Source organism: Sphingomonas sp. R647, from assembly GCF_020177055.1.
GTDB lineage: Bacteria > Pseudomonadota > Alphaproteobacteria > Sphingomonadales > Sphingomonadaceae > Sphingomonas.
On sequence record NZ_JAIQXT010000003.1, the window covers coordinates 237,303 to 260,087 of the forward strand.

The window sequence follows — 22,785 nt, forward strand, 5'->3', positions numbered from 1 at the left end:
GACCGATTCGGTCGCTCCAAGCGCTCGCGGAGATACCCGACCCTGGGCGTTAGCTTGTAGAAGCTGACTCCGAAAAGCGACCGTTCCCAGAACGTCCGCGCAAGGTTATTGCCGTAAATAATTGATCGCACAGCGCAGTATGAGTCAGTGCTAAGACTGCTAACCTCCGGGGGATGGACCGATGAAGCTCGCGCATTTGCGCATCTGTAACTTCAGGTGCTTTGGAAATGTCGCTACTGAGATCGGGTTGGACGACACCACGTTCATCCTCGGACCTAACGGCACCGGCAAAACTGCGATCCTGCAGGCGCTGGCAAGAATGTTCAGTCTCGATCCTGCGCTGCGCAAGATCAGGCATTCGGATTTTCACATTGCAACCGATGAAGCACCCGATGCCGCGCCGGAAGAGCGCAGGCTCTGGATCGAAGCCGATTTCGACTTTCCCGAACTCGAACTGGACGACGAAGGCGCCATGCCCGCCGTGCCGGGCAATTTCGCGCACATGCTGATGGTGGACGATGATGAGGCTGTGCGCGTCCGTTTCCGTCTGGCTGCGACGCTCGATCAGGATGGCGATATTGAGGAAACCTTCACCTATGTGACCAAAACCGACGATGCAGGGGTGCCGACCGAGGAAAGCCGCGCATCCAAGCAAGATCGCAATGCCATTCAGGTGCACTATCTGCCCGCTCGGCGCGATCCTTCCGATCATATCTCCTACTCGTCCAATGCGCTGTTGGGCCGGGCATTGCGGGCGGCGGACTGGAGCGGTGAACGTGCGGCAATCGGCGATCTCACCGCGCAGATCACCGCAGCGCTGACGGGCAACGCCGCCATCGAAAGCATTGGCGAATCCCTGACCACGATCTGGAGCCAACTGCACAAGGGCCAGTTCTTCGCCGACCCCGGGGTTTCCTTCGAGCAGAGCGAGATCGATACGCTGCTTCGCCATTTGAGCCTGACGTTCACGCCCGGACACGGTGAACCTCTCGTTGATTTTTCGCGGTTGAGCGACGGTCAGCAGTCGCTGCTCTACATCTCGCTGGTACTCGCCATGCGCGAGATCAGCGACAAGGTGCTAGCAGGCGAGCTGTGCGCGTTCGATATCGATAAGCTGCGGCCCGCAATCTTCACTCTGATTGCGGTCGAAGAGCCGGAGAACAGCCTGTCGCCACATTATCTGGGACGCATCGTGCGTGCCGTTTCCGAATTCGCCAAAGGTCAGAATACCCAAGCGCTCGTGGCAACGCACGCGCCGTCGCTTCTGCGGCGGGTTGCGCCCGAGACCATTCGTTATCTGCGGCTCGACGGCAACCGCCGCACGGTCGTTACGCGTGTCGTGCTTCCTCAAAATGCGGACGCCGCCAAATATGTGCGCGAAGGCGTACAAGCCTTTCCGGAGCTGTATTTCTCGCGGTTCGTGATCCTGGGTGAAGGCGACAGCGAGGAGGTCGTTCTGCCGCGGCTGCTCGGCGCGCGCGGGATTCTTACCGATGACGCGTCGATTTCGATCGTTCCCTTGGGCGGTCGGCACGTCAATCATTTCTGGCGGTTGCTGCACGCGCTCGGCATTCCGCACGCGACACTGCTCGACCTTGACCTTGCTCGCTATCAAGGGGGCTGGGGCCGGATCAAATATGCCGCGAAGCAACGCCTCAAATACGGCGATATCGAAAACGCCGGCATCGACGACGACGATATCGCGGGCATTCCGGCCTGGGACAGCGATCTGGGATTGCTGGACGATGACGATGACTGGATCGAGTATTTCGCAGATCGGGGAATCTTCTTCTCTTCTCCGCTTGATCTCGACTTCATGATGATCGAAGCGTTTGGGGAAGTGTACAAGATTGACGACGACGAGCGCGAGGAACCGGACGAAAGCACGCTCAAGGCGGTTCTTGGCAAGAAGCACGACACAGTTGATGGCCAGTACTCCGACGAGCAGCTGGAGCTGTTCGATGCCTATCACCGCAGGTTCAAGATCGGCAGCAAGCCGGCTTGGCACATCCGGGCGATGGCGGCGCTCGATGATGCGGAACTAGCGGCCGACATGCCAGCAGTTATGACAGCGCTGATCGACTATGTTGAAACCGCACTGGAAGGCCTGCCAGAATGATCTCGGCCGAGCGATGGTCTCCTGCCGACGGCTTGACGCTCGAGCCGAATGCGATGGCTGCCGCTACGGAGATCGCACGCAATCTGGCGCTGACCGCAGGTCCGGGTGCCGGCAAGACCGAAATGCTCGCGCAACGTGCGGACTTCCTGCTTCGGACCGGCACTTGCCGCTATCCGCGGCGGATCCTCGCCATCTCCTTCAAGACCGATGCCAGCCAGAACTTAAAGGCGCGCGTCCGCAAACGCTGTGGACCCGAACTGGCGGCGCGCTTCGACAGCCACACCTTTCATGCATTTGCGAAGCGGATCATCGATCGCTTTCGCCCCGTGCTCACCGGACGGGATGCCCTGGGCCCGGACTATTCGATCGGTACACGTCGGGTGCAGCGCCAGTCCATCACCTTCGCCGACATGGTGCCGCTCGCCCATACGATCATCGAAGCCAGCCTCATTGCACGCAACGCAGTGCGTCAGACCTACACCCATATCTTTCTCGATGAATTTCAAGACTGCACGGCCGAGCAATATCGCCTGATTCTCGCTTGCTTCGGGGGCACCTCGGCGATTCTGACAGCGGTGGGCGATACCAAGCAAAGCATCATGGGCTGGGCCGGCGCGCTTGAGGGTATCTTCCAGACCTTTGCCGATGAGTTCGATGCGCTACCGCGCAACCTCTACCAGAATTTCCGATCCGCACCGCGGCTACGCCGCATGCAGAATGCGATGGTCAAAGTGATGGATCCGCCCGCCGCGCTCGACGATGCGGATATCCTCGGCGAAGAGGGCGAGATCGCTGTTCTTCGTTTCGACGATGATGGCGAAGAAGCTGCCAGCCTGACGGGGCAAATCCGCGACCTGATCGACAATGGCGTCCGACCCTCTGAAATCGCGATTCTCGTCAGCAAGCAGCAGAACCTCTATTGCCAGCGCCTTACGGTCGCATTCGAGGCCGCCGAAATCCCGTTTCGTGAGGAAGACAAGGAACAGGATCTGGCGTCGGAGCCGGTCGCCTGCCTGCTCATCGACTTTCTCCTAGTCGCCAGCGGTTCGCGGCAGCCCGCCGCCTATCGCCGATTACTGGATATCGTGGTGTTCAACCATGGCTATGACGAGGAGCGCGAATATCAACTGCGCTCACGCTGGGATCGCTTCGTTACAGAAACTAGGCGGCAGATCGCGTCGGGTGAGATCAATCTAGGCCATATCAACGACCTGCAAGCCGTTGCCACGGCGCTGGTAGGCGTAGTCGGGCGCGACAATCTCATCGCGCTTTCGCCTGACTACGCGCATGGTGGCCGCCTCGACCAACTTATAGAACAGGCACTCGAACGCGCGCATCTGTTGCTGCAAGGCGACGCGGAGCCGGCGACGGCCTTGGCGTCCTTCTCTGGCGACAGCGCGGTTCGCATCATGTCGGTGCATAAGAGTAAGGGTCTGGAGTTTGATACAGTCGTCATTCTCGGGGTCGAGAAAGAGACTTTCTGGGGTGAATCATCGGCGGAGCGCGCTGCCTATTTTGTCGGGATTTCCCGCGCTAAACAAAGGCTTTGGCTAACCACGTGTCACTGTCGCCAGCGCCCGGATGGCGCTAAACGCTGGGATGTCGAGCGTCGGGAGCACGACGAATTTCTTGGCTACGCACTTGATGGCGATTGAGCCGAACTTATGCAGCGATCAGCAAAACTCGACATCGGCGTGGTTGTGTCAAGCTCGGTGAGCTCTTGGAGTTCTCGCAGGTACCTGACGAGAATCCGCGGTGCCAGTTTTCAAACCAGTCGGGCAGCCGTGCTGGCGCGTATGTACGATCAACCAAAAGGATCAAGCGCGTGCGAAAGCAAAGCGTGACGCACTTCGATGTTCTTCGTTCCGGCGCGGCTATGGGTCGTACTGAACCGGTTGATTCGATGCACCGGGACCATAGGAACCGGACCACCTAGAATATTTAGCGCAGCGTGAGACGCGATCGCATTTGCCAATCGCTCCATTGAGAAACCGAGATCGCCGTCCAACACATAACCGAGCATGCAACCGACCTCCAACCCTTCGGCATATTGCTCGGTGATGAAGCGCATCATTCCGTCGGTGACGTAAGGGCCGGCCAGTGATTGTCTGCCACCGCTGTAGATCACATTTAGGCGTTTGCATTCGTAGGCGAGGTAGCGCGTGCGATCCCAGTCGAGAATGACAGCGAGGTCGATCTGACCTTTGCTGTATTGGGCGCCTGTTGGATGGGTGCCGGTCGGTTCGAACTGAAATTCTATCCAGTGACAAAGCCGACGAACCACAGGATCCTTGCCCAGCAAAGAGACGAGATTGATTGTGATCGTGTCTTCGTCGGGTTGTCCGGGCAGAAGATCGAGGAGCGTGGGCCATACCGCCGCAATACGGTCGAGAATGCGATCATCGAGCGAGGCAAAACGCGCTGCCCATTTCTCAGTGTCGCCCAGCAGCATCAGGCGCCGGCAGTCCGTCTTTGGATGGTGATCGCGTCCTGAAGATCCATCGCGATCGAATCCGCGTCGGCAAGTGCGGCAGCCCGAAGCCAGAACCGCATTTGCATCGGCTTGATCAGATAGAGACTGTCGCCGACGAAGACCCGGAGATCGGGGATCAACTGGAAATTACCGTCCAGCGGCTGATTGATGTGCTCCGACAGATAATCCAGCACATCGTTCAGAGAAGCGCTGTCATCCTCGGAATAGCTGCTCTCATGCTCGAGCGTGATCCGCAATATTGCGAGATCGACGCTCCTGGCGACCAACTTCGTGCCTACCGATCCGCCATCAAGGAGCCATCCCCGCAGACTCTCGGCCAAGGTTTCGGCATATGCCCGCCGCTGATCTTCGAGCGGCGGCTTCCAAAGACCCGGACTTGCACCTTCGTGCGGCTGGATCGCGGGAATGATTGTTTCGACCGCATCGTCGATCAGAACGATCTCGTCGTCCGAAAGGCAGAAATAATCATATGTTAAGCGGTCGATCGCGCCGAGATACGCATCGTCTCCGCCACCGAGCGTGAAAGGTTGGCGCGAGGCATCCATCGCCGCGTCGATCACCGCGACCAGCGCGTCCGAGGCGCGGGCCGCTCGATCGGGATCCGGCAGCTCCGCGAGTTGCGGGAAGGGCAGGCGTCGCAGTTCGGCCTGCTTCACTTCCGGCCGGTCCGATCCGAACGATGCCGTGCCATGGAATGCGTACCAGACGGAAAGTCGGCTGTTCAGGATAGCCGTGAGCAATTTTGCCCGCCGCTCCTCGCCGGACGGAACGATGATCGCCTGCAGAATGTCTTGGAACGTCAACGGACTTTGACAATAGGCGGCGCGCAACCTGGTTTGGGAGGTTTCGACCCCGCGCGGGACAAGGATGCGAACCCCAGCAAAGCCCGGCTCGAAACCCCTTCTGCGCACAAGGTTGCTGATAGCAGGGTGCAGGCCATCATCGGCTTGTGCCAGTCTGCGAAAAGCACCGATCGGGAGGTCGGGGTATGTGCCGACATACTGGCTAACCTGAGGCTTGACCGGTTTGCTCCCCGTTTCGTCCTCCTCGGCGCCGGCGTAGCCCGCAGTTTCATCATCTTCATCGTCATCGGTCGTGAATGGCTGGTAGCCTTGCCCAATGACCCAGTGCCCAGTCGGGTCCTGCCGCCGCCGGCTGAACGACCCAAAGTCAGCGACAAGGTCGCCGATTTTTGACAGCCGGGCGAGATAGCCGAACAGTTTGGCGTCCGGTTCCCGCATCCAGAGGCGTTGCTTGAATGCTAACGGGTTATCTAGAACGGCCTCCACGGACATCGCCATCTTGTCGGCGCTGCTGAGCGTGATCACCCGTTTGATCCGCAGGTTCAGATCGGCTTTCGGCGCCCAATAATCAAACGTGTAGGGAAAATGGTCCACTGAGCCGGCACCATAAATGACAAGTGCTGCGGGACGATGGGCATGTTCGAAGAGCTGGAAGCGCAGGTCGGCGAAGTTGATGATCCGCCGGATGCGGCACGCGCGCATAAATTGGTTTCGCGCGGCCACCGTCTTTGCCGAATGGTTATGCAGGAAGCCCATCGACGGAAGAAGAAAAGCGACGACGCCGCCTGCGGCGAGATGCCGACCGGCCTTCCAGGTGAAGGCCCAGGCGTCCTCCTTGCCGGGCATCGGGAGCGCTGCCGCCTTACTCCACCGAACCGACGACCGGTCGGGTCCTCGCCGGCTCGTCCAAGGCGGATTGCCGATGATGAGATCGAAGCCCTCCTCGGCTTCGGGCACCGCGAAAAAGTCCCGACAGATGAGGCTGTGGCCCCACAGCTCCGGCAAGACCTTCCCTCGGCTGATCAGCCGTCGGATGTCGCGGGGCGATACTTCCTCGAGCAATGCGACGTAGAGAGAGAACACCGCCACGCGCACCGCGCTGCCATTGATATCCCAGCCATGGACACGGCGCAGTATCCCGAGGAGCTGGTCCCAGGCGATCTCGCCATCGTTCGAACGGCTTCGCCAGTGTTCGCACAGCCGCTGGAAGGACCGGACCAGAAAAACACCCGACCCGCATGCCGGATCGAGAAAGCGGCCTTTGTCGCGCACTGCTGGGCTTAGCATGTCCCAGACCTGCGATACGACGGTATCGGCCAGGAACATGGGGGTATAAAAGGCGCCGGTCGCCCGACGCTCCGCTTCTTTTTCCCCTAGAAAGCGATCATAAACCGCACTGACGAGTTCGACGGGGATGTATCGGAAATCATAGCCCCAGAACCTATGCTGCCCGTGCGCCATCTCTTCGCGACCCAGGCGGAACGAGGCGAGGATATCAAGATGGCTGCCCCTGATCTCCGGCGCTTGTACCTGCGGCTCGAACGAGCAGGGCGCGACAAAAATATCGCCGTTGAAGTCGGCCTTGAGCGTCGCGAACAGAGCCTGAAGAAGCGACACGTCCCGCTGTCCTAGCATTTCAAGGAAGCTATTCGCGGCTCCTGAGGATACCGTGCGGAAATATTCGGTCGAAATGATGTCGCGGTCTTCGAGATAAGCGATGAACATCGCCTGGATCAGAAGCGCCTGAGCGGGGTCGGGATCGAGACCCTCCTTGCGAAGCAGCGTGTGCGAGACCTTGAGATTGTCGAGCAGAACCTGGTCGATGCGTTCCTTCGGCTTGAAGTATTCCGCGTGCTCGGACCACAACCGACCCGATTCGGCGCCATCGACAATATTTCGAAACCGCAGGGCATCGGCCGTCAGCGTCAACGTGTCGACCAAGCAACGATTCTCGAACGCCTCGTCGGCATCTTTCAGCGGCGTTCGGGCGAGCGAGAACGCCCGCATGACCTCACCACTGATGACTAGGAGCAGACTGATCAGCCCTTGGTTCCACAATGCACCATGGAGATCGACGATCGCCTTGCGGTCGTAATTGTCGGTGACCAGAATAGCGATCGTTGGCACCGTCTGGACGCAAAACACCGCCGACACCTGAAGGTCATCCAGCGCCACCCGGATCGCCGAGGCGTGCGGCGCATCAACAACAGACGCTGACACGTCGTAGAGTTCCGGCGCCTGCCGGTTGGCGAGGCCAAGCCGCTCCTTCCATTCCGGGCTAAGCGCGAGGGTCATCGGGTCGCTCATCCGGTGGCTGCAGCGCGCGTCAGTACAAGTGGCGGGAACATCAATTGACTTTGATCGCTCTCGCCCTGCTCGCGAAGCAGGGCACCACGCAGCTCCGCGAGCAGCGGATCGAGCGGACAGAAGATCGTCAGCTCGCCAGCTTTCCACGGCGATGGATCCCGGACAATGCGGCATTTGCGTTGCAGCAGGTCGATTGCGAAGACACCGCCTTCCATGACGCTCCAAGGGGACGCATCGCAGATAGTGATGATGTCCGGGACAATATCCTTCAGCGCGCTTACTCGAATGCCAGCCGTTTCGGTCAGTCGCCGGATGATGCTCGCCGCGACCAGATCACCAATTGTGAAGCATGGCGCTCGTCCAGTGCGCCCAGCATAGGACGGCAACGCGCGTTTCCAGTGCCGATAGGTTTCTAGCGAGAGGCCGACGGTGTCACGCAATTGGCCAATCGTATAATGCATGGGGCTCACAACGGCCTGAGGTGGGGCCAGCCCCATGTAATTGGTGCGCTAGGCGCCGTCAACCATGTTCTCTCTGTGTTCCCGGCAAGCTAGTTGCAGCGCGAATTGGCGGAAGTGCAAAGGCAAATGTGCATAACTCGTGGCTTTCCTCCATGCTCCGATCGGCCCGCTCCGTAAGCCGTTGGGCTTTGGAAGAGGCAATGGACGAATTATGTTGCTGCCAAGGCGGTTCGCCGCGAGAATCGTGACCGTGAGGCACGGCGTGGATCATCTGCCCTTGGTCCAGCAAGGCGAGCTGGACCGAGTGAAGCAATTGCTGATGGGCGAGTTCGCCCAAGCGACGGCGCGCGCAACTCAGCCCTGGAAGAGAAACGGGAGCATCCTCAAGGTCGTGTTGTTCGGCAGTTATGCCCGAGAGGATTGGGTCGATGAACCCCAGAATGGCTACCAGTCCGACTATGACCTGCTGATCATCGTCAGTCATCCTGATCTCACTGACATTGCCGACTACTGGTATGTCGCCGAGGATAAGATACTGCGCGACGCCGAAATCGCCCGGCCAGTGAACATCATCGTCCACACGCTGGATGAGGTGAACCAAGCGCTGAGCCGGGGCGAGTATTTTTGGGTCGATATCGTCCGCGACGGCATCGTCCTATACGAACGGCCTGGCAGTGCGTTTGCCACACCGCAACCGCTAACGATGGCTGATGCGTATGAGATGGCGAGCAAGTACCTTTCCGAATGGCTGCCCAGCACAGATAGAGCGTTGACGACGGCACACGAGCAGGCGCTTAAGGGCGCTGACGATCTCGGATGGCGCAAGGAGGCCGTGTTCTCGCTGCATCAGGCGACGGAGCGCGCCTATATCTGCTTCCTGCTTGTCCGAACCCTGTACTTCCCCCGCTCGCACAACATCAAATTCCTGCGGTCGCTGGCCGAGGACAGCGAGACACGGCTGATCGACGCATGGCCGCGCGCCACCCGGATTGACCGCCGGCGCTTCGAATTGCTCAAGCGCGCCTATGTCGAGGCTCGCTACTCGGCGAGCTTCGAGATCACCAATGACGACCTCAATGTCTTGTCCCAATCGGTCCGCACCCTTCGCGATATCGTCGAAATGGTCTCGCGCGAACGTATCGAAACGCTCCGGATAGACGCCGGTCTCTAACTGCCGAGCGATAGCTGCCGGATAGCTTCCGGCTCCGGCATCTGACCGAAACGCACCAAGACAAGCCCATCTGCGCCCATCAGCTCCGTTCCGTTTTGGGCGTCCGTGACCGAGTCTGAATCCGCCCGAGCCGATCCTGTCCGGCGGGCGGGAGCCTCGACGTGACACCGACCAAATTGCTCATCGGCCAGATCCTTGTCGTCTTCGCGATCGTCATCGCGGGCGTGTGGGCCGCGACGCAGTGGGCGGCGGCGATGCTCGCTTATCAGTCCGAACTGGGGCGGCCGTGGTTCCAACTCGGGTCCGTGCCAATTTACCGTCCCTGGGCGTTATTCGGCTGGTGGTATCATTATGATGCCTATGCCCCGATCGTCTTCGACAAGGCGGGCATGCTTGCCGGCACCAGCGGCTTTATCGGCTGCGCGGCGGCGATTTTTGGATCGATATGGCGCGCGCGCCAATCGAGCAATGTCACCACCTATGGCTCGGCGCGCTGGGCCAGCCGCCGCGAGATCGAACGCGCTGGGCTGCATTGCGACGCGGGAGTCATGCTCGGCACGCTCGGTGGCCGCTATCTGCGCCATGACGGCCCGGAGCATATCATGGCGTTTGCGCCCACGCGATCGGGTAAGGGTGTTGGCCTCGTCGTCCCCACCTTGCTGTCCTGGACCGGTTCGACCGTCGTCCACGACATCAAGGGTGAGAATTGGACGCTGACCGCTGGCTGGCGCGCACGCTTCTCGCACTGCCTGCTGTTCAACCCCACCGATGTCGCGTCGGCGCATTACAATCCGCTGCTCGAAGTTCGGCGCGGTATCGACGAAGTGCGCGACGTCCAGAACATCGCAGATATCCTGGTTGATCCCGAGGGTGCGCTGGAACGCCGCAACCATTGGGAAAAGACGAGCCATTCGCTGCTGGTCGGTGCGATCCTCCATATCCTCTATGCCGAGCAGGAGAAGACGCTCGCGCGTGTCGCGACCTTCCTGTCCGACCCGCAGCGCAGCTTCGTGGCCACGCTGCGTCGGATGATGACCACCAATCATCTTGGCGACGATCAAAGCCCCAGGGTCCATCCTGTAATTGCGTCCGCCGCACGCGAACTGCTCAACAAAAGCGAGAACGAGCGTTCTGGCGTGCTCTCGACCGCCATGTCCTTCCTTGGCCTTTATCGTGATCCGACCGTCGCGGAGGTCACGTCCCGCTGCGACTGGCGGATCGCCGACCTAATCGAGGCCGAACGCCCCTTGTCGCTCTATCTCGTCATTCCGCCGTCGGACATCAGCCGCACCAAGCCGCTGATCCGTCTTGTGCTCAACCAGATCGGCCGTCGGCTCACCGAGCGGCTCGACCAGCCCGGCACATCCGCGCGTCGGCACCAGCTCCTGATGATGCTCGACGAGTTCCCGGCATTGGGCCGTCTCGATTTCTTCGAGACCAGTCTCGCATTCATGGCCGGCTATGGCATTCGCGCTTTCCTGATCGCGCAGAGCCTCAACCAGATCGAGAAGGCATATGGCGATCACAACGCCATCCTCGACAATTGCCATGTCCGGGTTGCATTCGCGACTAACGACGAACGCACCGCCAAACGCATTTCCGACGCGCTCGGCACCGCGACCGAGCAGCGCGCCATGCGCAACTATGCAGGCCATCGCCTCGCGCCGTGGCTCGCGCACGTCATGGTCAGCCGCCAGGAAACCGCCCGGCAGCTGCTGACCCCCGGCGAGGTCATGCAGCTATCGCCCGACGAGGAACTCGTGCTCGTGTCCGGGCTCGCGCCGATCCGGGCGCGTAAACTGCGCTACTTCCGCGACCGCAACTTTGTCGCGCGCGTGACACCCGCGCCGGTGCTGGCATCGGGTGAATATTCCGATCGCCCTAAGCCGCGCGGCAATGACTGGTCCGATCAGGTGCGCGGCATCGATGCCCGGCTGCACCAGGCAGAGGATGCTGCGGGCGGCGAGGACGAAAGCGGCATGCAGCAGCAGCGTCATCCCGGCCTTCCCGAACAGGTCTCTAAGGCAACCGACGCCGCCGAAACACGCGATCCCCAGATCGTGCCCGACGACGACGATGTCGCCGCCGACAAGCGCGCCATGGACCAGGCGCAAGGGCAGAACGCCGTCGTCCGGAGCCATGCGATCAACGAGGGCGCGAAGCGCGACCTCATACCGGATTTCTGAGGCTGCGATGAAGATCCGTCAGAACCTTTATATCGACCGCGAACTCAGCGACGCGCTGGAAGTGCTCGCCGCCGGACCGCGCGGCAACAAGAGCCATCTCGTCAACGATGCACTGAAGGACTGGCTCGCGCGCCGGGGGACCAAGGAGGTCGATGACCTCCTCAAGGTTCGCCTCGACCGGCTGTCGCGCGAACTGGCCGGCGCGCGGCGCGACATCGACGTGCTGCTGGAAAGCCTGTCGCTGTTCGTCCGCTACCAGTTGATGGTGACGGCACCTTTGCCTGAAGCCGACGCCGCGGCCCGCGCCACCGGCCGCGACCGCTTCGATGCGTTCGTCTCACAGGTTGGCCGCCAGATTGCGGGCGGCACCCGCACGCTCGTGCCTGCCGAATCCGACGGAGCATCATCGTGATGTCCGCCCAGCCTGAAAGCGTCTCCGCAGAACGCCGCCGCGCGATGCTGCGCACCGCAATGGGATCGGCGATTGCCGCCGCGCTCGCCGACCCGCGCGTCATCGAGATCATGGTCAATCCCGACGGTGCGCTGGGCATCGACATTCTGGGCGAAGGCCGCGTCGATACCGGCGTGAAGCTCGATCCCGCCCAGGTCGAGCGGATCATCCGGCTGGTGGCATCGCATGTCCGGTCCGAAGTCCATGGCGAGAGGCCCATCGTGTCGGCTGAGCTGCCGCCGCTTGGCTCCGGGGCCGGGGAGCGGTTCGAAGGAATTCTGCCGCCAGTTTCGACTGCCCCCTGCTTTTCGATCCGGAAACCTGCGGCCCGCATCTACACGCTGATGGACTATGTGACCGACGGCATCATGTCGGCGGAGGCCGCGCGCCTCTTGTCGCTTTCCGTCGTCGATCGCCGCAACATCCTCGTCGCCGGTGGAACCAGTTCGGGCAAGACCACGCTCGCCAACGCGCTGCTCGCCGAGATGGCGCATTTGGACGAACGGGTGATCCTGATTGAGGACACCCGCGAGCTGCAATCGCCCGCGCGGGACACGGTCGCGCTCAGAACCCGGGCTGGCACCGTGACTATGGGCGATCTCGTGCGCTCGACGCTGCGCCTTCGACCTGACCGCATCATCGTCGGCGAGGTACGTGGGTCCGAAGCGCTGGACATGCTCAAGGCTTGGAACACCGGTCACCCCGGCGGGATCGCGACCGTCCACGCCAACAGCGCCGCATCCGCGCTCTACCGGATCGAACAGCTCATTCAGGAAGCTGTCGTCACCGTCCCGCGCCGCCTCGTCGCCGACGCGATCGACATGATCGTCTTCATTGCCGGACGCGGCACCGCGCGGCGCATCGAAACGATCGCGCGCGTCGCAGGGCTCGACCCCCAGGGCGATTACGCCGTCGTCGATCTCACACCCGTCCTGACCCCTGACCTTCAAGGAGACTGACATGCGTATGCTTCATATCCCCAACCGCGAGCGCTTTTTCCTGACCGGCCTGGCGCTCGGCCTTTCGTTCACCTTGGCGAGCGCAGCACAGGCCGGCGGGTCCGGCATGCCTTGGGAGCAGCCGCTCCAACAGGTTCTCGAGTCTGTCCAGGGACCGGTCGCCAAGATCGTCGCGGTGATCATCATCATCACCACCGGCCTGACGCTCGCCTTCGGCGAGTCCTCGGGCGGCTTTCGCCGGCTGATCCAGATCGTGTTCGGCCTTTCGATCGCGTTCGCCGCTTCGTCCTTCTTTCTGTCCTTCTTCAGCTTTGGCGGCGGGGCGCTCGTCGCATGAGCCCCGTGGACACCGGTCATGTTGCGGGCTTCGAGGCGCCGATCCACGCGAGCCTCGGGCAAGCAATCCTGCTTGGCGGCGCGCCGCGCGGAATCGCCATCGTCAACGGTACGGTCGCAGCGGCCATCGGGCTAGGCCTCCAGCAATGGCTGGTCGGGATCGCGCTATGGGCAGTCGGACACAGCATCGCGGTTTTCGCCGCGCGCCGCGATCCTGATTTCGCAGCCGTTTTGCTCCGCCACCTGCGTCAGAAGGGATATCTGGCGTGCTGAACCTCGCCGAGTATCGCAGCCGTGCCGACCGGCTCGCCGATCATCTGCCCTGGGCGGCGCTGGTCGCACCCGGAATCGTCCTCAACAAGGATGGCAGCTTCCAGCGCAGTTTCGCGTTTCGCGGTCCCGACCTCGAAAGCGCGACCGAGGCGGAGCTCGTCTCCGCCTGCGCGCGCGCCAACAACGTCCTCAAGCGGCATGGGTCGGGTTGGGCGCTATTCTTCGAGGCCGAACGGCGCGAAGCACTGGGCTATCCTGAAAATGTCTTTCCCGATCCTGCGTCGTGGCTGATCGATCAGGAGCGGCGTGCCAGTTTCGAGGCCCAAGGCCAGCATTTCGAGAGCCGCTTTCACGGCACGCTGGTCTGGCTGCCGGATGCCGACAGTAGCGATGCGGCAGGACGGACACTCGTCGAGCGACCCGACGACGCCAAAGGGCGCGACTGGCACGCCAGCCTCTCCGGCTTCATCGCCGAAAGCGATCGCGTGCTCGACCTTCTGTCCAGCTTCATGCCGGAGGTGCGCCCATTAAACGACGGGGAGACGCTGACGTATCTCCACGGCACCGTTTCCAGCCGTCGTCACCCCGTCGTCGTGCCGGAAACGCCGATCTATCTCGATGCGCTGCTCGCTGACACACCGCTGACCGGCGGGCTTGAGCCCAGGCTCGGCGATCTGCATCTGCGCACCCTCACCATCCCCGGTTTTCCGAACCTCAGTCGACCCGGCATTCTCGATGCGCTCAACCATCAGGATTTCGGATACCGCTGGGTCACGCGCTTCATTGCCCTCGACAAGACCGATGCGACCAAGGCGCTGACGAAGATCCGGCGGCAATGGTTCAACAAGCGCAAGTCGATCGCCGCGCTGCTGCGCGAGGTGATGTACAACCAGCCAGCCCAGCTTCTCGACAGCGACGCTGATAACAAGGTGGTCGATGCCGACCTTGCGCTCCAGACGCTCGGCGGCGATCACGTTGCCTTTGGGTATCTGACTACGACGATCACGGTGTCGGACTCCGATCGCGCTCGCGCAGAGGACAAGGTTCGCGCGGTCGAGCGGATCGTCAACGGCCTCGGCTTCACATGCTTGCGCGAAGGCATCAACGCGGTCGAAGCGTGGCTGTCGTCGCTGCCCGGTCAGGCTTACGCGAACGTGCGCCAGCCGCTGATCCATACCCTCAATCTCGCCCATCTCATGCCACTGTCGTCGGTGTGGGCAGGACCTGCTGGCAACCGCCATCTCGACGGCCCGCCACTGCTCTATGCGCAGACCAGTGGATCAACCCCTTTTCGCTTGTCGACCCATATCGGCGATGTCGGGCACATGCTCGTCGTCGGTCCCACCGGTGCTGGCAAGTCGGTGCTGCTGGCCCTGATCGCATTGCAGTTCCGGCGCTATGCCGGCTCGCAACTCTATATCTTCGACAAGGGCTATTCGGCACGCGCGGCGGTGCTGGCGATGGGCGGCGCGCATCATGCGTTGGGTCTCGGCGCGGATAGCGGCGACACTTTGGCGTTCCAGCCGCTTCGCCGCGTTGATGATCCCAGCGAACGGAGCTGGGCGGCAGAATGGATCGCGGCGCTGCTGGCCCACGAAAAGGTCATCGTCACCCCCGAGGTCAAGGACGCTGTGTGGTCCGCACTTTGCAGCCTCGCATCGGCACCACCTCAGGAGCGGACGCTGACCGGACTGGCCATGCTACTCCAGTCCAATGCGTTACGCATCGCGCTGACCGCCTATACGCTCGACGGCCCCTATGGGCGTCTCCTGGACGCGGCTGAACAGCATCTCGCCTTCGCGGACATCCAGTGCTTCGAAACCGAGGCGCTGATGGGACAGGCCGGGGTGGTCGCCCCGGTTCTGACCTATCTCTTCCACCGCCTCGAAGAGCGCTTCGACGGTCGGCCAACGCTACTCGTTCTCGACGAGGCCTGGATTTTTCTCGATCATCCAATCTTTGCCGCGCGCATTCGCGAATGGCTGAAGACCCTGCGCAAGAAGAATGTCGCGGTGCTGTTCGCAACGCAGAGCCTCGCCGATATCGCCGACAGCAGCATCGCGCCGGCGATCATAGAGAGCTGCCCGCAGCGCATTTTGCTGCCCAACGACCGCGCGATCGAGCCGCAATCGCGGGCCGCCTATGAGCGTTTCGGACTCAATGACCGGCAAATCGAGCTGGTAAGCCGCGCAACGCCGAAGCGGCAATATTACCTTCAATCGGCGCGCGGCAATCGGCTGTTCGAGCTCGGCCTCGGGCCAATCGCGCTCGCGCTGTGCGGTGCGTCCGATCCGGCAACCCAGGCGCGCATCGACGCGCTGCTGGCGGAGCATGGCCCCGAGAATTTCGCGGCCCGCTTCCTTGAGCAAGCTGGTCTCGACTGGGCCGCCGACCTCCTCGCCGATTTCCCGAATTTCGCGCCCACCGAAGAAGGAGAAGTGTAATGCGTATTGTCACCCGCAAAGTCCTGATCGCGTCCGCGCTCAGCATCGGAACCGCCGGTTCGCTGGCTATGGGGCTCGCCAGTGCGAGCACCCCGGCACGCGCGCAAATCAGCGTATTCGACCCGACCAACTACAGCCAGAACCTGCTCACTGCGGCGCGCACGCTCACCCAGATCAACAATCAGATCCAGTCGCTCCAGAACGAAGCGACGATGCTAATCAATCAGGCGAAGAACCTCAGCCGGATCGACTTTCCGCAACTCCAGCAGCTCAACCAGAACTTGGCTGCGATCGACCGGTTGATGGGGCAGGCGCAAGGGATCGATTTCAGGGTCGATGGCCTGGACCAGCAGTTCAGCCAGTTGTTTCCCAAGGACTTCAATCAGGCACTGACCACCAACAAACAGGTGGTCGCCGCCAAAGCGCGGCTCGATGCCGCAATGTCGGGCTTCCGGCAGGCGATGGGCGTGCAATCCCAGATCGTCACCAACGTGCAGGCTGATGCCGGGACGCTGAGCGAGATCGTTGCGAAGAGCCAGGGCGCTGAGGGCGGCTTGCAAGCCCAACAAGCCACGAACCAGCTACTGGCACTCACCGCCAAGCAGCAGTTCCAGATCCAGAAGATGATGGCGGCGCAATACCGCGCCGAAGCAACCGAAGCCGCGCGTCGTGCACAGGCCGAGGCAGAAGGGCGGGAACGCACCCGGAAATTTCTGGGCACCGGCCAAGCCTACACGCGCGAATAGGCGCGGTGACGAGCTGAGGCGGCGCAGTCCAGCTCCCCGATCGCGCCGCCTCGTCGCGGAGTCCGTTTGCCTTTGCCCCCGGGTGGCGGGCTCCGCGACACCTTTACTCAAGTCGAAAGCTGCCGAACCGTGCAAGATCTCAATGTCATCGACCGCTTCATGCAGGCCTTCATCCGCTACATCGACAGCGGATTCGGGCTGCTCGGCAATGACGTCGGATTTCTCACCGCGACGCTGATAGGGATCGACATCACGCTCGCTGGCCTGTTCTGGGCAATGGGTGGCGACGACAACGTCCTTGGCCGGTTCCTCAAGAAAATCCTCTACATTGGTGCGTTCGCGTTCATCCTGAACAGCTTCTCGACGCTTGCTGACATCATCTTCAAATCGTTCGCCCAGGCCGGACTGACGGCTGGCGGCGGCACGCTGTCGGCCGACGACCTGCTTCGCCCCGGACAAGTCGCATCAACCGGCTTCAGCGCCGCCTGGCCGCTGCTCGAGCAGGCCTCGAGCATGATGGGCTTTGTCAGCTTCTTCGAGAACTTCCTGACGATCATGGTCCTGCTGTTTGCCTGGGCGATCGTCATCCTCGCCTTCTTCATCCTCGCCGTGCAGATGTTCGTGACCATCATTGAGTTCAAGCTGACGAGCCTCGCCGGCTTCATCCTCGTGCCGTTCGCGCTGTGGAACCGCACCAGCTTCCTCGCCGAGCGCGTGCTTGGCAATGTGGTCAGCTCGGGCATCAAGGTGATGGTGCTCGCGGTCATCGTCGGCATCGGTTCGAACTTTTTCGCCGAGTTTACCACCTCGATGCAGGGACAAGAGCCCGATCTCGGTGCCGCGATGAGCCTCGCGCTCGGCGCGCTTTCGCTGTTCGGCCTCGGTATCTTCGGTCCCGGCATCGCCTCCGGTTTGGTAGCGGGCGCGCCGCAGCTGGGTGCAGGCGCTGCGCTCGGTACGGCCGCCGGCGCGGCGGGCGTCACCATGCTTGCCGGCGGTGCGACGATGGGCGCGGCCAGCGCGATCGGGGGCGGTGCGCTCAGCGCGGTCCGCGCCGGGACATCAATGGGATCGGCTGCATCGACCGCTTACACGCTCGGCAAGGACACCGCCCCGTCGCCGACCATGGCTGCCGGCCTTGGCGGCGTCGCCCGCGCCGCAGGTAACGCCGCCCGCGATCGCGCGTCGAGCGCGCTCGGGCTTGGCGAAGCCGCATCGAGCGGCCGCACGGCTGCCTGGAACGCGCTCAATCGGTCCGGCGCAGGTGAGCCTGCCTCCTCAACGACTGTCGGCGAAGGAGCGCCCGAATGGGCTCAATCGATGCGCGCGCAGCAAAACGCTCGTCATCACCGTCAGATCGCACTGCACTCGATTCAACAGGGCGATCGTGGCGGTGCCTCCGCTCACCCCGACATCAAGGAAAGGGACGACTGATGATCTTCAAGCGCGCCGTCCAGCGCTACGGACGGACACCCCAGCCCGAAACGCCCTACCAACGTGCCAGTCAGCTGTGGGACGAGCGGATCGGCTCGGCCCGGGTTCAGGCCCGAAACTGGCGGCTAATGGCGTTCGGAACGTTGACGCTCACCTGCGCCATGTCTGCCGCACTCATCTGGCAGTCACTCCAGAGCAGGGTCACGCCCTATGTGGTCGAGGTCGATCGTCTTGGCGAGGCACGGGCGGTCACCGAGGCCGAGGCTGGATACAAGCCCACAGACCCACAGATCGCCTGGCATCTGGCGAAGTTCATCGAAAATGTTCGCGCTGTTTCGCTCGACCCGGTGCTGATGCGCCGCGACTGGCTATCAGCCTACGCCTTCGTGACCGAGCGCGGCGCCCGATCCCTCGACGACTATGCAAGGGCTGCGGACCCGTTCGCCCGGATCGGCGAGCGAACCGTGGCGGTGCAGGTGACCAGCGTCGTCCGCGCCTCGGAGCGATCGTTTCAGGTGAAATGGACCGAAACGCCCTACGAGCGCGGGAGTGCGGGGGGATCATCGACCTGGACGGGGATTTTGACGATCGTGACGAAGCCGCCCGTATCGGCGGACACGATTCGCAAGAATCCGCTCGGCATCTACGTCGATGCGATCGACTGGAGCCGCGAGATCGAGCCGGCAACGGTCACCGCCCCGGCGCGCACGCCGCCGCCTCCGTCCTCAGACAACCTGCCGCTGGGCTCGCCGCTCGATCCGAACCTTGCCGCACAACCGACCCCCAATCCGGAGACACAGCCATGATCCGCTACCTTGCAGTGCCATCCCTGCTGGTGCTTGCCCTTCCGCCAGCAGCGCATGCGGCCGGGGCTTCACCATCTCAAAGCAGCCCGACGCAACGGACGGTCGCATCCGCCAACCGCCTTGCAACCATCGAACCCGCTGCAAATGGTTTCCTGCATGCCGTTCAGGTTTATCCCTTTACGGAAGGGGCAATCTATCGCGTGATGACCGCACCCGGGCGGGTTACCGACATTGCGCTCCAGCCAGGGGAAACGCTCGTGGCGGTAGCCAGCGGCGACACGGCTCGCTGGGTTATCGGCGATACGACCAGCGGATCGGGCACCGCGAAGCGTACGCATGTGTTGGTCAAACCGTTCAGTGCTGGGTTGTCGACCAACCTTGTGATCACCACTGACCGCCGCAGCTATCATATTGCGCTCACCAGCGTCGGGAAGACGGCGATGGCTGCGCTCTCATGGACCTATCCGCAGGATGCGCTGATCGCCCTCAAACGCGCGGCCACGGCCGCCGAGGCAATGGCCCCGGTGGCCGCCGGCATCGAGGTGGAAACTCTTCATTTCAACTATGTCGTATCGGGCGATCGTCCTTCCTGGCGGCCGCTACGCGCGTTCGACGATGGCAGGCAGACGTTCATCGAGTTTCCTGCGTCGCTCGCTGTCGGGGTGGCTCCCCCGATCTTTCTGGTGGACGCAAAGGGCGAGGCCCAGCTGGTCAACTATCGGGTGAAGGGCCGTTTCTACGTGGTCGATCGGATCTTCGATGCTGCGGAGCTTCGTCTCGGCACGAAGAATCAGCAGGTCGTCCGCATCAGCCGGCTGGCGGCTGGCGCTAAGACACGGAGGGGATCATGACCGACGGGAATGATCGGCCGGCGACTGATGTCCAAGCAGCGCCCGGCAAGGCTGATCCGGAAACACTGGCACTTCGCGCCCAGCCGGCGCGGGCGATCCGTTTCAAGCGCGGTGCCATCGTGGCGATCGCGGCGCTCGGCTCCGTCAGCCTTGTCGCAACCGCCTGGGTTGCGCTCAGGCCATCCAATCTGCAGCTCGTAGGCCAGGCTGACGATCGGACAATCATTGCGAAGCCCCCTACCGACGCGCTCAGCGCACTTCCGGGCGGCTATGGCGACGTACCCAAGCTCGGACCGCCGTTGCCTGGTGATCTCGGCCGACCCATTCTCGATCATCAGCGCGCAATGGGAACCGAGCCGGTGGAAGGAGAGGCAGCCCGGGCCGATCAGGCGGCAGCAACCGAACGTGAGCGGCGCGCTGCTGAATTGAGAGCTGCGCGAGAATCCGGGTTGCTCGTTCAGTCGGGCAGTCGTCCAATCCCGACCGCTGAGGCTCAGGCAGCATTGCCTCTGGCACCGGTGGCAAGCGCCGATGCGCCGCGGCCTGCAGTCAACCCGGACCGCGATCCCAACGCCCAGCAGCGCAAGGCCGATTTTGTGGCCAAGCGCGATTCCGGCGGCGACGTCAACGGTGATCGGCTGACCCCACCTGCATCACCAAATATGCTTTCAGCCGGCAGCGTGATCGCCGCAGGTCTGATCACCGGTCTTAGGTCAGATCTCCCCGGCCTCGTCACCGCCCAGGTCACCGAACGGGTCTATGACAGCGCAACCGGCTCCATCCTGCTCATTCCGCAGGGCGCTCGGCTGATCGGCAGCTATGACAGCGTCGTAGCGTATGGGCAGAAGCGCGCGCTGATCGTGTGGCAGCGGATCATATTGCCCGACGGCAGTTCGATCCGGCTAGATAACGTCCCCGCGACCGACCCGTCGGGCTATGCGGGACTCGCCGACAAGGTCGACTTCCACACCTGGACGCTGCTCAAGGGCGTCGCGATTTCAACGCTGTTGGGCGTCGGTGCCAACCTCTCCTTCTCCGGTGAAAGCGATCTCGTTCAAGCAATTCGGGAATCGACCCAGCAGAATGTCTCCCGCGCTGGAGACCAGATCACGTCGCGCAACCTGCAAGTTCAGCCGACCATCACGATCCGGCCCGGCGCCCCTGTTCGGCTGGTCGTCCATCGCGACCTGATTCTCGCGCCCTGGCGCGGCTAGGAGACAACGATGCCAACCATTAAGCTGACCAAGCTGCCTGATCGCACGCCGATCAAGCTCACCATCACCATCACGCCGGACCTGAACCAGTTGCTGGCGGACTACGCGGAAGCCTATCGGGATGCCTATGGTCAGTCGGAGCAGGTGACTGACCTGATCCCCTATATGCTTCGCTCCTTTCTTGAGAGCGATCGCGGTTTCAGCCGCGGGAAGGCGAAATCATGACTTCACCCTCCCTGCCGACGCGGAACCATGAGCATGGCGGTGTCGCGATCGAGCCATTGTCCGTGCGCATCGCGACAGCGGTCCAGATCACGGGGATCAGCCGCTCTCGACTTTATGAACTTATCCAGTCTGGCGATCTTGAGACGGTCAAGGTCGGTCGGTCGACACTCATACCATATCGCAGCCTCAAGGAGCTGGTCGGCGGCTAACCCTATCGTCGACCGCCTCCGCTCCCGAAGATCGGACGAAAAATTGCTGCGCCGTCACGCAGCTGGTCAAGATGGTCCGACCAGTGCTGCATCATTCGGACTCGCTCGTCCCAATATTCTCCCCGCGTGTAAGCGCGGCGCACCGCGCTGCCGTCGAGGTGAGCGAGCTGCTTTTCAATCGCATCGGGGTTCCAGATGCCCATCTCGTTGAGCAGCGTTGCTGCCATGGCGCGAAAGCCATGCGCGGTCATCTCCTGCTGACTGTAGCCAAGCCGGCGAAGCGCTGCGTTGATCGTGTTCTCCGACATCGGCTTGTCCGCCGACCTGAAGGATGGAAACAGGTATTTCCCATGTCCGGTGAGCGTATGAAGGTGATCGAGATGCGCCATGACCTGTCGGGACAGCGACACCCGATGCGGGCGGCGCATTTTCATTTTCTCCGCCGGGATCGACCAGATTGCATTCTGCGCTTCAATTTCGGCCCATTCGGCCTTGCGCAACTCTCCTGGCCGGACAAACAAGTACGGCGATAGCTGAAGTGCGACCGCAGTAATCTCGTGGCCAGTGTAGCCTTCGATCGCGCGCATCAGCGCACCAGCTTCCTTCGGCGTCGTGATGGCTGCAAGGTGCGTGACCTTGGGTGTGATGAGGGCACCGCGAAGGTCGGCCGCTACGTCGCGGTCTGCTCGGGCGGTTGCGATGCCATAGCGAAGGACGCGGCTTAGTACGCTGCGCATCCGGCGGGCGCTCTCGTAGCGCCCAGTTGCCTCCACCTTGCGCAACACGGAAAGCACGTCCTGCGCAGTGACCTTTGAGATCGGCAGGTTGCCGATCGTGGGATAGGCCATGCCCAATAGCCAGCGAATCTTCTCCAGCGTGACATGCGCCCGACCCTCCCGTTCAATCTTGTCGAGCCACTCCTCGGCAACCGTCTTGAACGTATTGTCGGATGCGATCTTCTCCGCGATTCGAGAGAGTCTCTTCTCTGCGCACGGATCGAGTCCGGCGGCGATCTGCTCTTTCGCTTCGGTCCGTCGCTGGCGTGCCGCTGCGATTCCCACCTCGGGCCAGGCCCCGAAATACAGTGTCTTCTGCCGACCAAGGTGACGGTAATTCATACGCCAGAGCTTCGCGCCGTTCGGCTGTACGAGAAGGTAAAGCCCCTCGGAGTCGGCTACCTTGTAGGCTTTGTCCCTGGGCTTGGCGTTGGTGATCTGGATGTGATTCAGTGCCATGATGGTGCTAGCTCCAAAGGGCTCGCCGGCACCATCAAAAACACCATCATTTTGATGGTGC

At 62.1% G+C, this 22,785-nt stretch carries 20 protein-coding genes; 16 read left to right on the forward strand and 4 right to left on the reverse strand.

All coding sequences use genetic code 11. The features are described from left to right. Window positions 1-181 precede the first annotated feature (181 nt). On the forward strand, window positions 182-2,119 hold the full coding sequence (locus K9B35_RS08085; protein WP_224921319.1) for an ATP-dependent nuclease: 1,938 nt from the start codon (window positions 182-184) through the stop codon (window positions 2,117-2,119). Further along, on the forward strand, window positions 2,116-3,774 hold the full coding sequence (locus tag K9B35_RS08090) for a UvrD-helicase domain-containing protein (RefSeq protein WP_224921320.1): 1,659 nt from the start codon (window positions 2,116-2,118) through the stop codon (window positions 3,772-3,774). Before K9B35_RS08085 ends, K9B35_RS08090 begins: the two co-directional genes overlap by 4 nt. Window positions 3,775-3,923: 149 nt before the next feature. Here the strand turns inward: K9B35_RS08090 and K9B35_RS08095 are convergent, their stop codons facing one another. From K9B35_RS08095 to K9B35_RS08105, 3 genes are read right to left on the reverse strand one after another with little or no spacing between them, the layout of a single operon-like run. Next, window positions 3,924-4,571 carry a hypothetical protein gene (locus tag K9B35_RS08095; protein WP_224921321.1) on the reverse strand — a complete coding sequence of 216 codons (648 nt, stop codon included), beginning with the start codon at window positions 4,569-4,571 and terminating at the stop codon, window positions 3,924-3,926. Then, window positions 4,571-7,723 (reverse strand): class I SAM-dependent DNA methyltransferase, encoded by a 3,153-nt coding sequence (locus K9B35_RS08100; protein ID WP_224921322.1) that lies wholly within the window; start codon window positions 7,721-7,723, stop codon window positions 4,571-4,573. Before K9B35_RS08100 ends, K9B35_RS08095 begins: the two co-directional genes overlap by 1 nt. Further along, window positions 7,720-8,184: a hypothetical protein gene (locus K9B35_RS08105; RefSeq protein ID WP_224921323.1), complete on the reverse strand. Its 465-nt coding sequence runs from the start codon at window positions 8,182-8,184 to the stop codon at window positions 7,720-7,722. The genes K9B35_RS08100 and K9B35_RS08105 overlap by 4 nt, the downstream gene beginning before the upstream one ends. Window positions 8,185-8,446: 262 nt before the next feature. Here K9B35_RS08105 and K9B35_RS08110 point away from each other — a divergent pair, with 262 nt between their 5' ends. The 14 genes from K9B35_RS08110 to K9B35_RS08175 all read left to right on the forward strand — a co-directional run bounded on the left by K9B35_RS08110 (window position 8,447) and on the right by K9B35_RS08175 (window position 21,489). Next, the gene (locus K9B35_RS08110; RefSeq protein ID WP_224921324.1) at window positions 8,447-9,355 is read left to right on the forward strand and encodes a HEPN domain-containing protein; all 909 of its coding nucleotides are present in this window, start codon (window positions 8,447-8,449) and stop codon (window positions 9,353-9,355) included. Window positions 9,356-9,516: 161 nt separating this feature from the next. Continuing rightward, a complete protein-coding gene (locus K9B35_RS08115; protein WP_224921325.1) occupies window positions 9,517-11,541 on the forward strand; it encodes a conjugal transfer protein TraG in 2,025 nt (674 codons plus the stop codon). 7 nt (window positions 11,542-11,548) lie between these two features. Further along, window positions 11,549-11,953 carry a CopG family transcriptional regulator gene (locus K9B35_RS08120; RefSeq protein WP_224921326.1) on the forward strand — a complete coding sequence of 135 codons (405 nt, stop codon included), beginning with the start codon at window positions 11,549-11,551 and terminating at the stop codon, window positions 11,951-11,953. Further along, a complete protein-coding gene (trbB, locus tag K9B35_RS08125; protein ID WP_224921327.1) occupies window positions 11,953-12,951 on the forward strand; it encodes a P-type conjugative transfer ATPase TrbB in 999 nt (332 codons plus the stop codon). The genes K9B35_RS08120 and trbB overlap by 1 nt, the downstream gene beginning before the upstream one ends. A 7-nt stretch (window positions 12,952-12,958) precedes the next feature. After that, complete coding sequence (locus K9B35_RS08130; protein WP_374581286.1) at window positions 12,959-13,288, forward strand: TrbC/VirB2 family protein; 330 nt, start codon at window positions 12,959-12,961, stop codon at window positions 13,286-13,288. Next, window positions 13,285-13,560, forward strand: a complete 276-nt coding sequence (locus tag K9B35_RS08135; RefSeq protein WP_224921329.1) for a VirB3 family type IV secretion system protein — start codon at window positions 13,285-13,287, stop codon at window positions 13,558-13,560. The genes K9B35_RS08130 and K9B35_RS08135 overlap by 4 nt, the downstream gene beginning before the upstream one ends. Next, entirely contained in the window at window positions 13,554-16,004 is a 2,451-nt protein-coding gene (gene trbE / locus K9B35_RS08140) for a conjugal transfer protein TrbE (RefSeq protein ID WP_224921330.1), read from the forward strand. The genes K9B35_RS08135 and trbE overlap by 7 nt, the downstream gene beginning before the upstream one ends. Then, window positions 16,004-16,750, forward strand: coding sequence for a P-type conjugative transfer protein TrbJ (gene trbJ / locus K9B35_RS08145; RefSeq protein WP_224921331.1), 747 nt, complete (start codon window positions 16,004-16,006; stop codon window positions 16,748-16,750). The genes trbE and trbJ overlap by 1 nt, the downstream gene beginning before the upstream one ends. A 129-nt stretch (window positions 16,751-16,879) precedes the next feature. After that, on the forward strand, window positions 16,880-18,184 hold the full coding sequence (trbL, locus tag K9B35_RS08150) for a P-type conjugative transfer protein TrbL (RefSeq protein WP_224921332.1): 1,305 nt from the start codon (window positions 16,880-16,882) through the stop codon (window positions 18,182-18,184). After that, window positions 18,184-18,990, forward strand: a complete 807-nt coding sequence (gene trbF, locus K9B35_RS08155) for a conjugal transfer protein TrbF (RefSeq protein WP_224921333.1) — start codon at window positions 18,184-18,186, stop codon at window positions 18,988-18,990. Before trbL ends, trbF begins: the two co-directional genes overlap by 1 nt. Next, complete coding sequence (trbG, locus tag K9B35_RS08160) at window positions 18,987-19,841, forward strand: P-type conjugative transfer protein TrbG (protein ID WP_224921334.1); 855 nt, start codon at window positions 18,987-18,989, stop codon at window positions 19,839-19,841. The genes trbF and trbG overlap by 4 nt, the downstream gene beginning before the upstream one ends. Then, on the forward strand, window positions 19,838-21,055 hold the full coding sequence (locus K9B35_RS08165; protein WP_224921335.1) for a TrbI/VirB10 family protein: 1,218 nt from the start codon (window positions 19,838-19,840) through the stop codon (window positions 21,053-21,055). The genes trbG and K9B35_RS08165 overlap by 4 nt, the downstream gene beginning before the upstream one ends. Window positions 21,056-21,064: 9 nt before the next feature. Next, window positions 21,065-21,280 carry a DUF2274 domain-containing protein gene (locus K9B35_RS08170; protein ID WP_224921336.1) on the forward strand — a complete coding sequence of 72 codons (216 nt, stop codon included), beginning with the start codon at window positions 21,065-21,067 and terminating at the stop codon, window positions 21,278-21,280. Next, the gene (locus tag K9B35_RS08175; protein WP_224921337.1) at window positions 21,277-21,489 is read left to right on the forward strand and encodes a helix-turn-helix domain-containing protein; all 213 of its coding nucleotides are present in this window, start codon (window positions 21,277-21,279) and stop codon (window positions 21,487-21,489) included. The genes K9B35_RS08170 and K9B35_RS08175 overlap by 4 nt, the downstream gene beginning before the upstream one ends. A gap of 2 nt (window positions 21,490-21,491) precedes the next feature. On the opposite strand, the gene K9B35_RS08180 is transcribed toward K9B35_RS08175, so the two are convergent. Next, window positions 21,492-22,724, reverse strand: a complete 1,233-nt coding sequence (locus K9B35_RS08180) for a tyrosine-type recombinase/integrase (protein ID WP_224921691.1) — start codon at window positions 22,722-22,724, stop codon at window positions 21,492-21,494. Window positions 22,725-22,785: the final 61 nt, after the last annotated feature.

Bases quoted from the DNA above. Each gene is read 5' to 3' on its own strand.
- K9B35_RS08085 (WP_224921319.1), top strand. From the start codon at position 182: ATGAAGCTCGCGCATTTGCGCATCTGTAACTTCAGGTGCTTTGGAAAT.
- K9B35_RS08090 (WP_224921320.1), top strand. From the start codon at position 2,116: ATGATCTCGGCCGAGCGATGGTCTCCTGCCGACGGCTTGACGCTCGAG.
- K9B35_RS08095 (WP_224921321.1), bottom strand. From the start codon at position 4,571: ATGCTGCTGGGCGACACTGAGAAATGGGCAGCGCGTTTTGCCTCGCTC.
- K9B35_RS08100 (WP_224921322.1), bottom strand. From the start codon at position 7,723: ATGAGCGACCCGATGACCCTCGCGCTTAGCCCGGAATGGAAGGAGCGG.
- K9B35_RS08105 (WP_224921323.1), bottom strand. From the start codon at position 8,184: ATGCATTATACGATTGGCCAATTGCGTGACACCGTCGGCCTCTCGCTA.
- K9B35_RS08120 (WP_224921326.1), top strand. From the start codon at position 11,549: ATGAAGATCCGTCAGAACCTTTATATCGACCGCGAACTCAGCGACGCG.
- trbB (WP_224921327.1), top strand. From the start codon at position 11,953: ATGTCCGCCCAGCCTGAAAGCGTCTCCGCAGAACGCCGCCGCGCGATG.
- K9B35_RS08130 (WP_374581286.1), top strand. From the start codon at position 12,959: ATGCTTCATATCCCCAACCGCGAGCGCTTTTTCCTGACCGGCCTGGCG.
- K9B35_RS08135 (WP_224921329.1), top strand. From the start codon at position 13,285: ATGAGCCCCGTGGACACCGGTCATGTTGCGGGCTTCGAGGCGCCGATC.
- trbJ (WP_224921331.1), top strand. From the start codon at position 16,004: ATGCGTATTGTCACCCGCAAAGTCCTGATCGCGTCCGCGCTCAGCATC.
- trbF (WP_224921333.1), top strand. From the start codon at position 18,184: ATGATCTTCAAGCGCGCCGTCCAGCGCTACGGACGGACACCCCAGCCC.
- trbG (WP_224921334.1), top strand. From the start codon at position 18,987: ATGATCCGCTACCTTGCAGTGCCATCCCTGCTGGTGCTTGCCCTTCCG.
- K9B35_RS08165 (WP_224921335.1), top strand. From the start codon at position 19,838: ATGACCGACGGGAATGATCGGCCGGCGACTGATGTCCAAGCAGCGCCC.
- K9B35_RS08170 (WP_224921336.1), top strand. From the start codon at position 21,065: ATGCCAACCATTAAGCTGACCAAGCTGCCTGATCGCACGCCGATCAAG.
- K9B35_RS08175 (WP_224921337.1), top strand. From the start codon at position 21,277: ATGACTTCACCCTCCCTGCCGACGCGGAACCATGAGCATGGCGGTGTC.
- K9B35_RS08180 (WP_224921691.1), bottom strand. From the start codon at position 22,724: ATGGCACTGAATCACATCCAGATCACCAACGCCAAGCCCAGGGACAAA.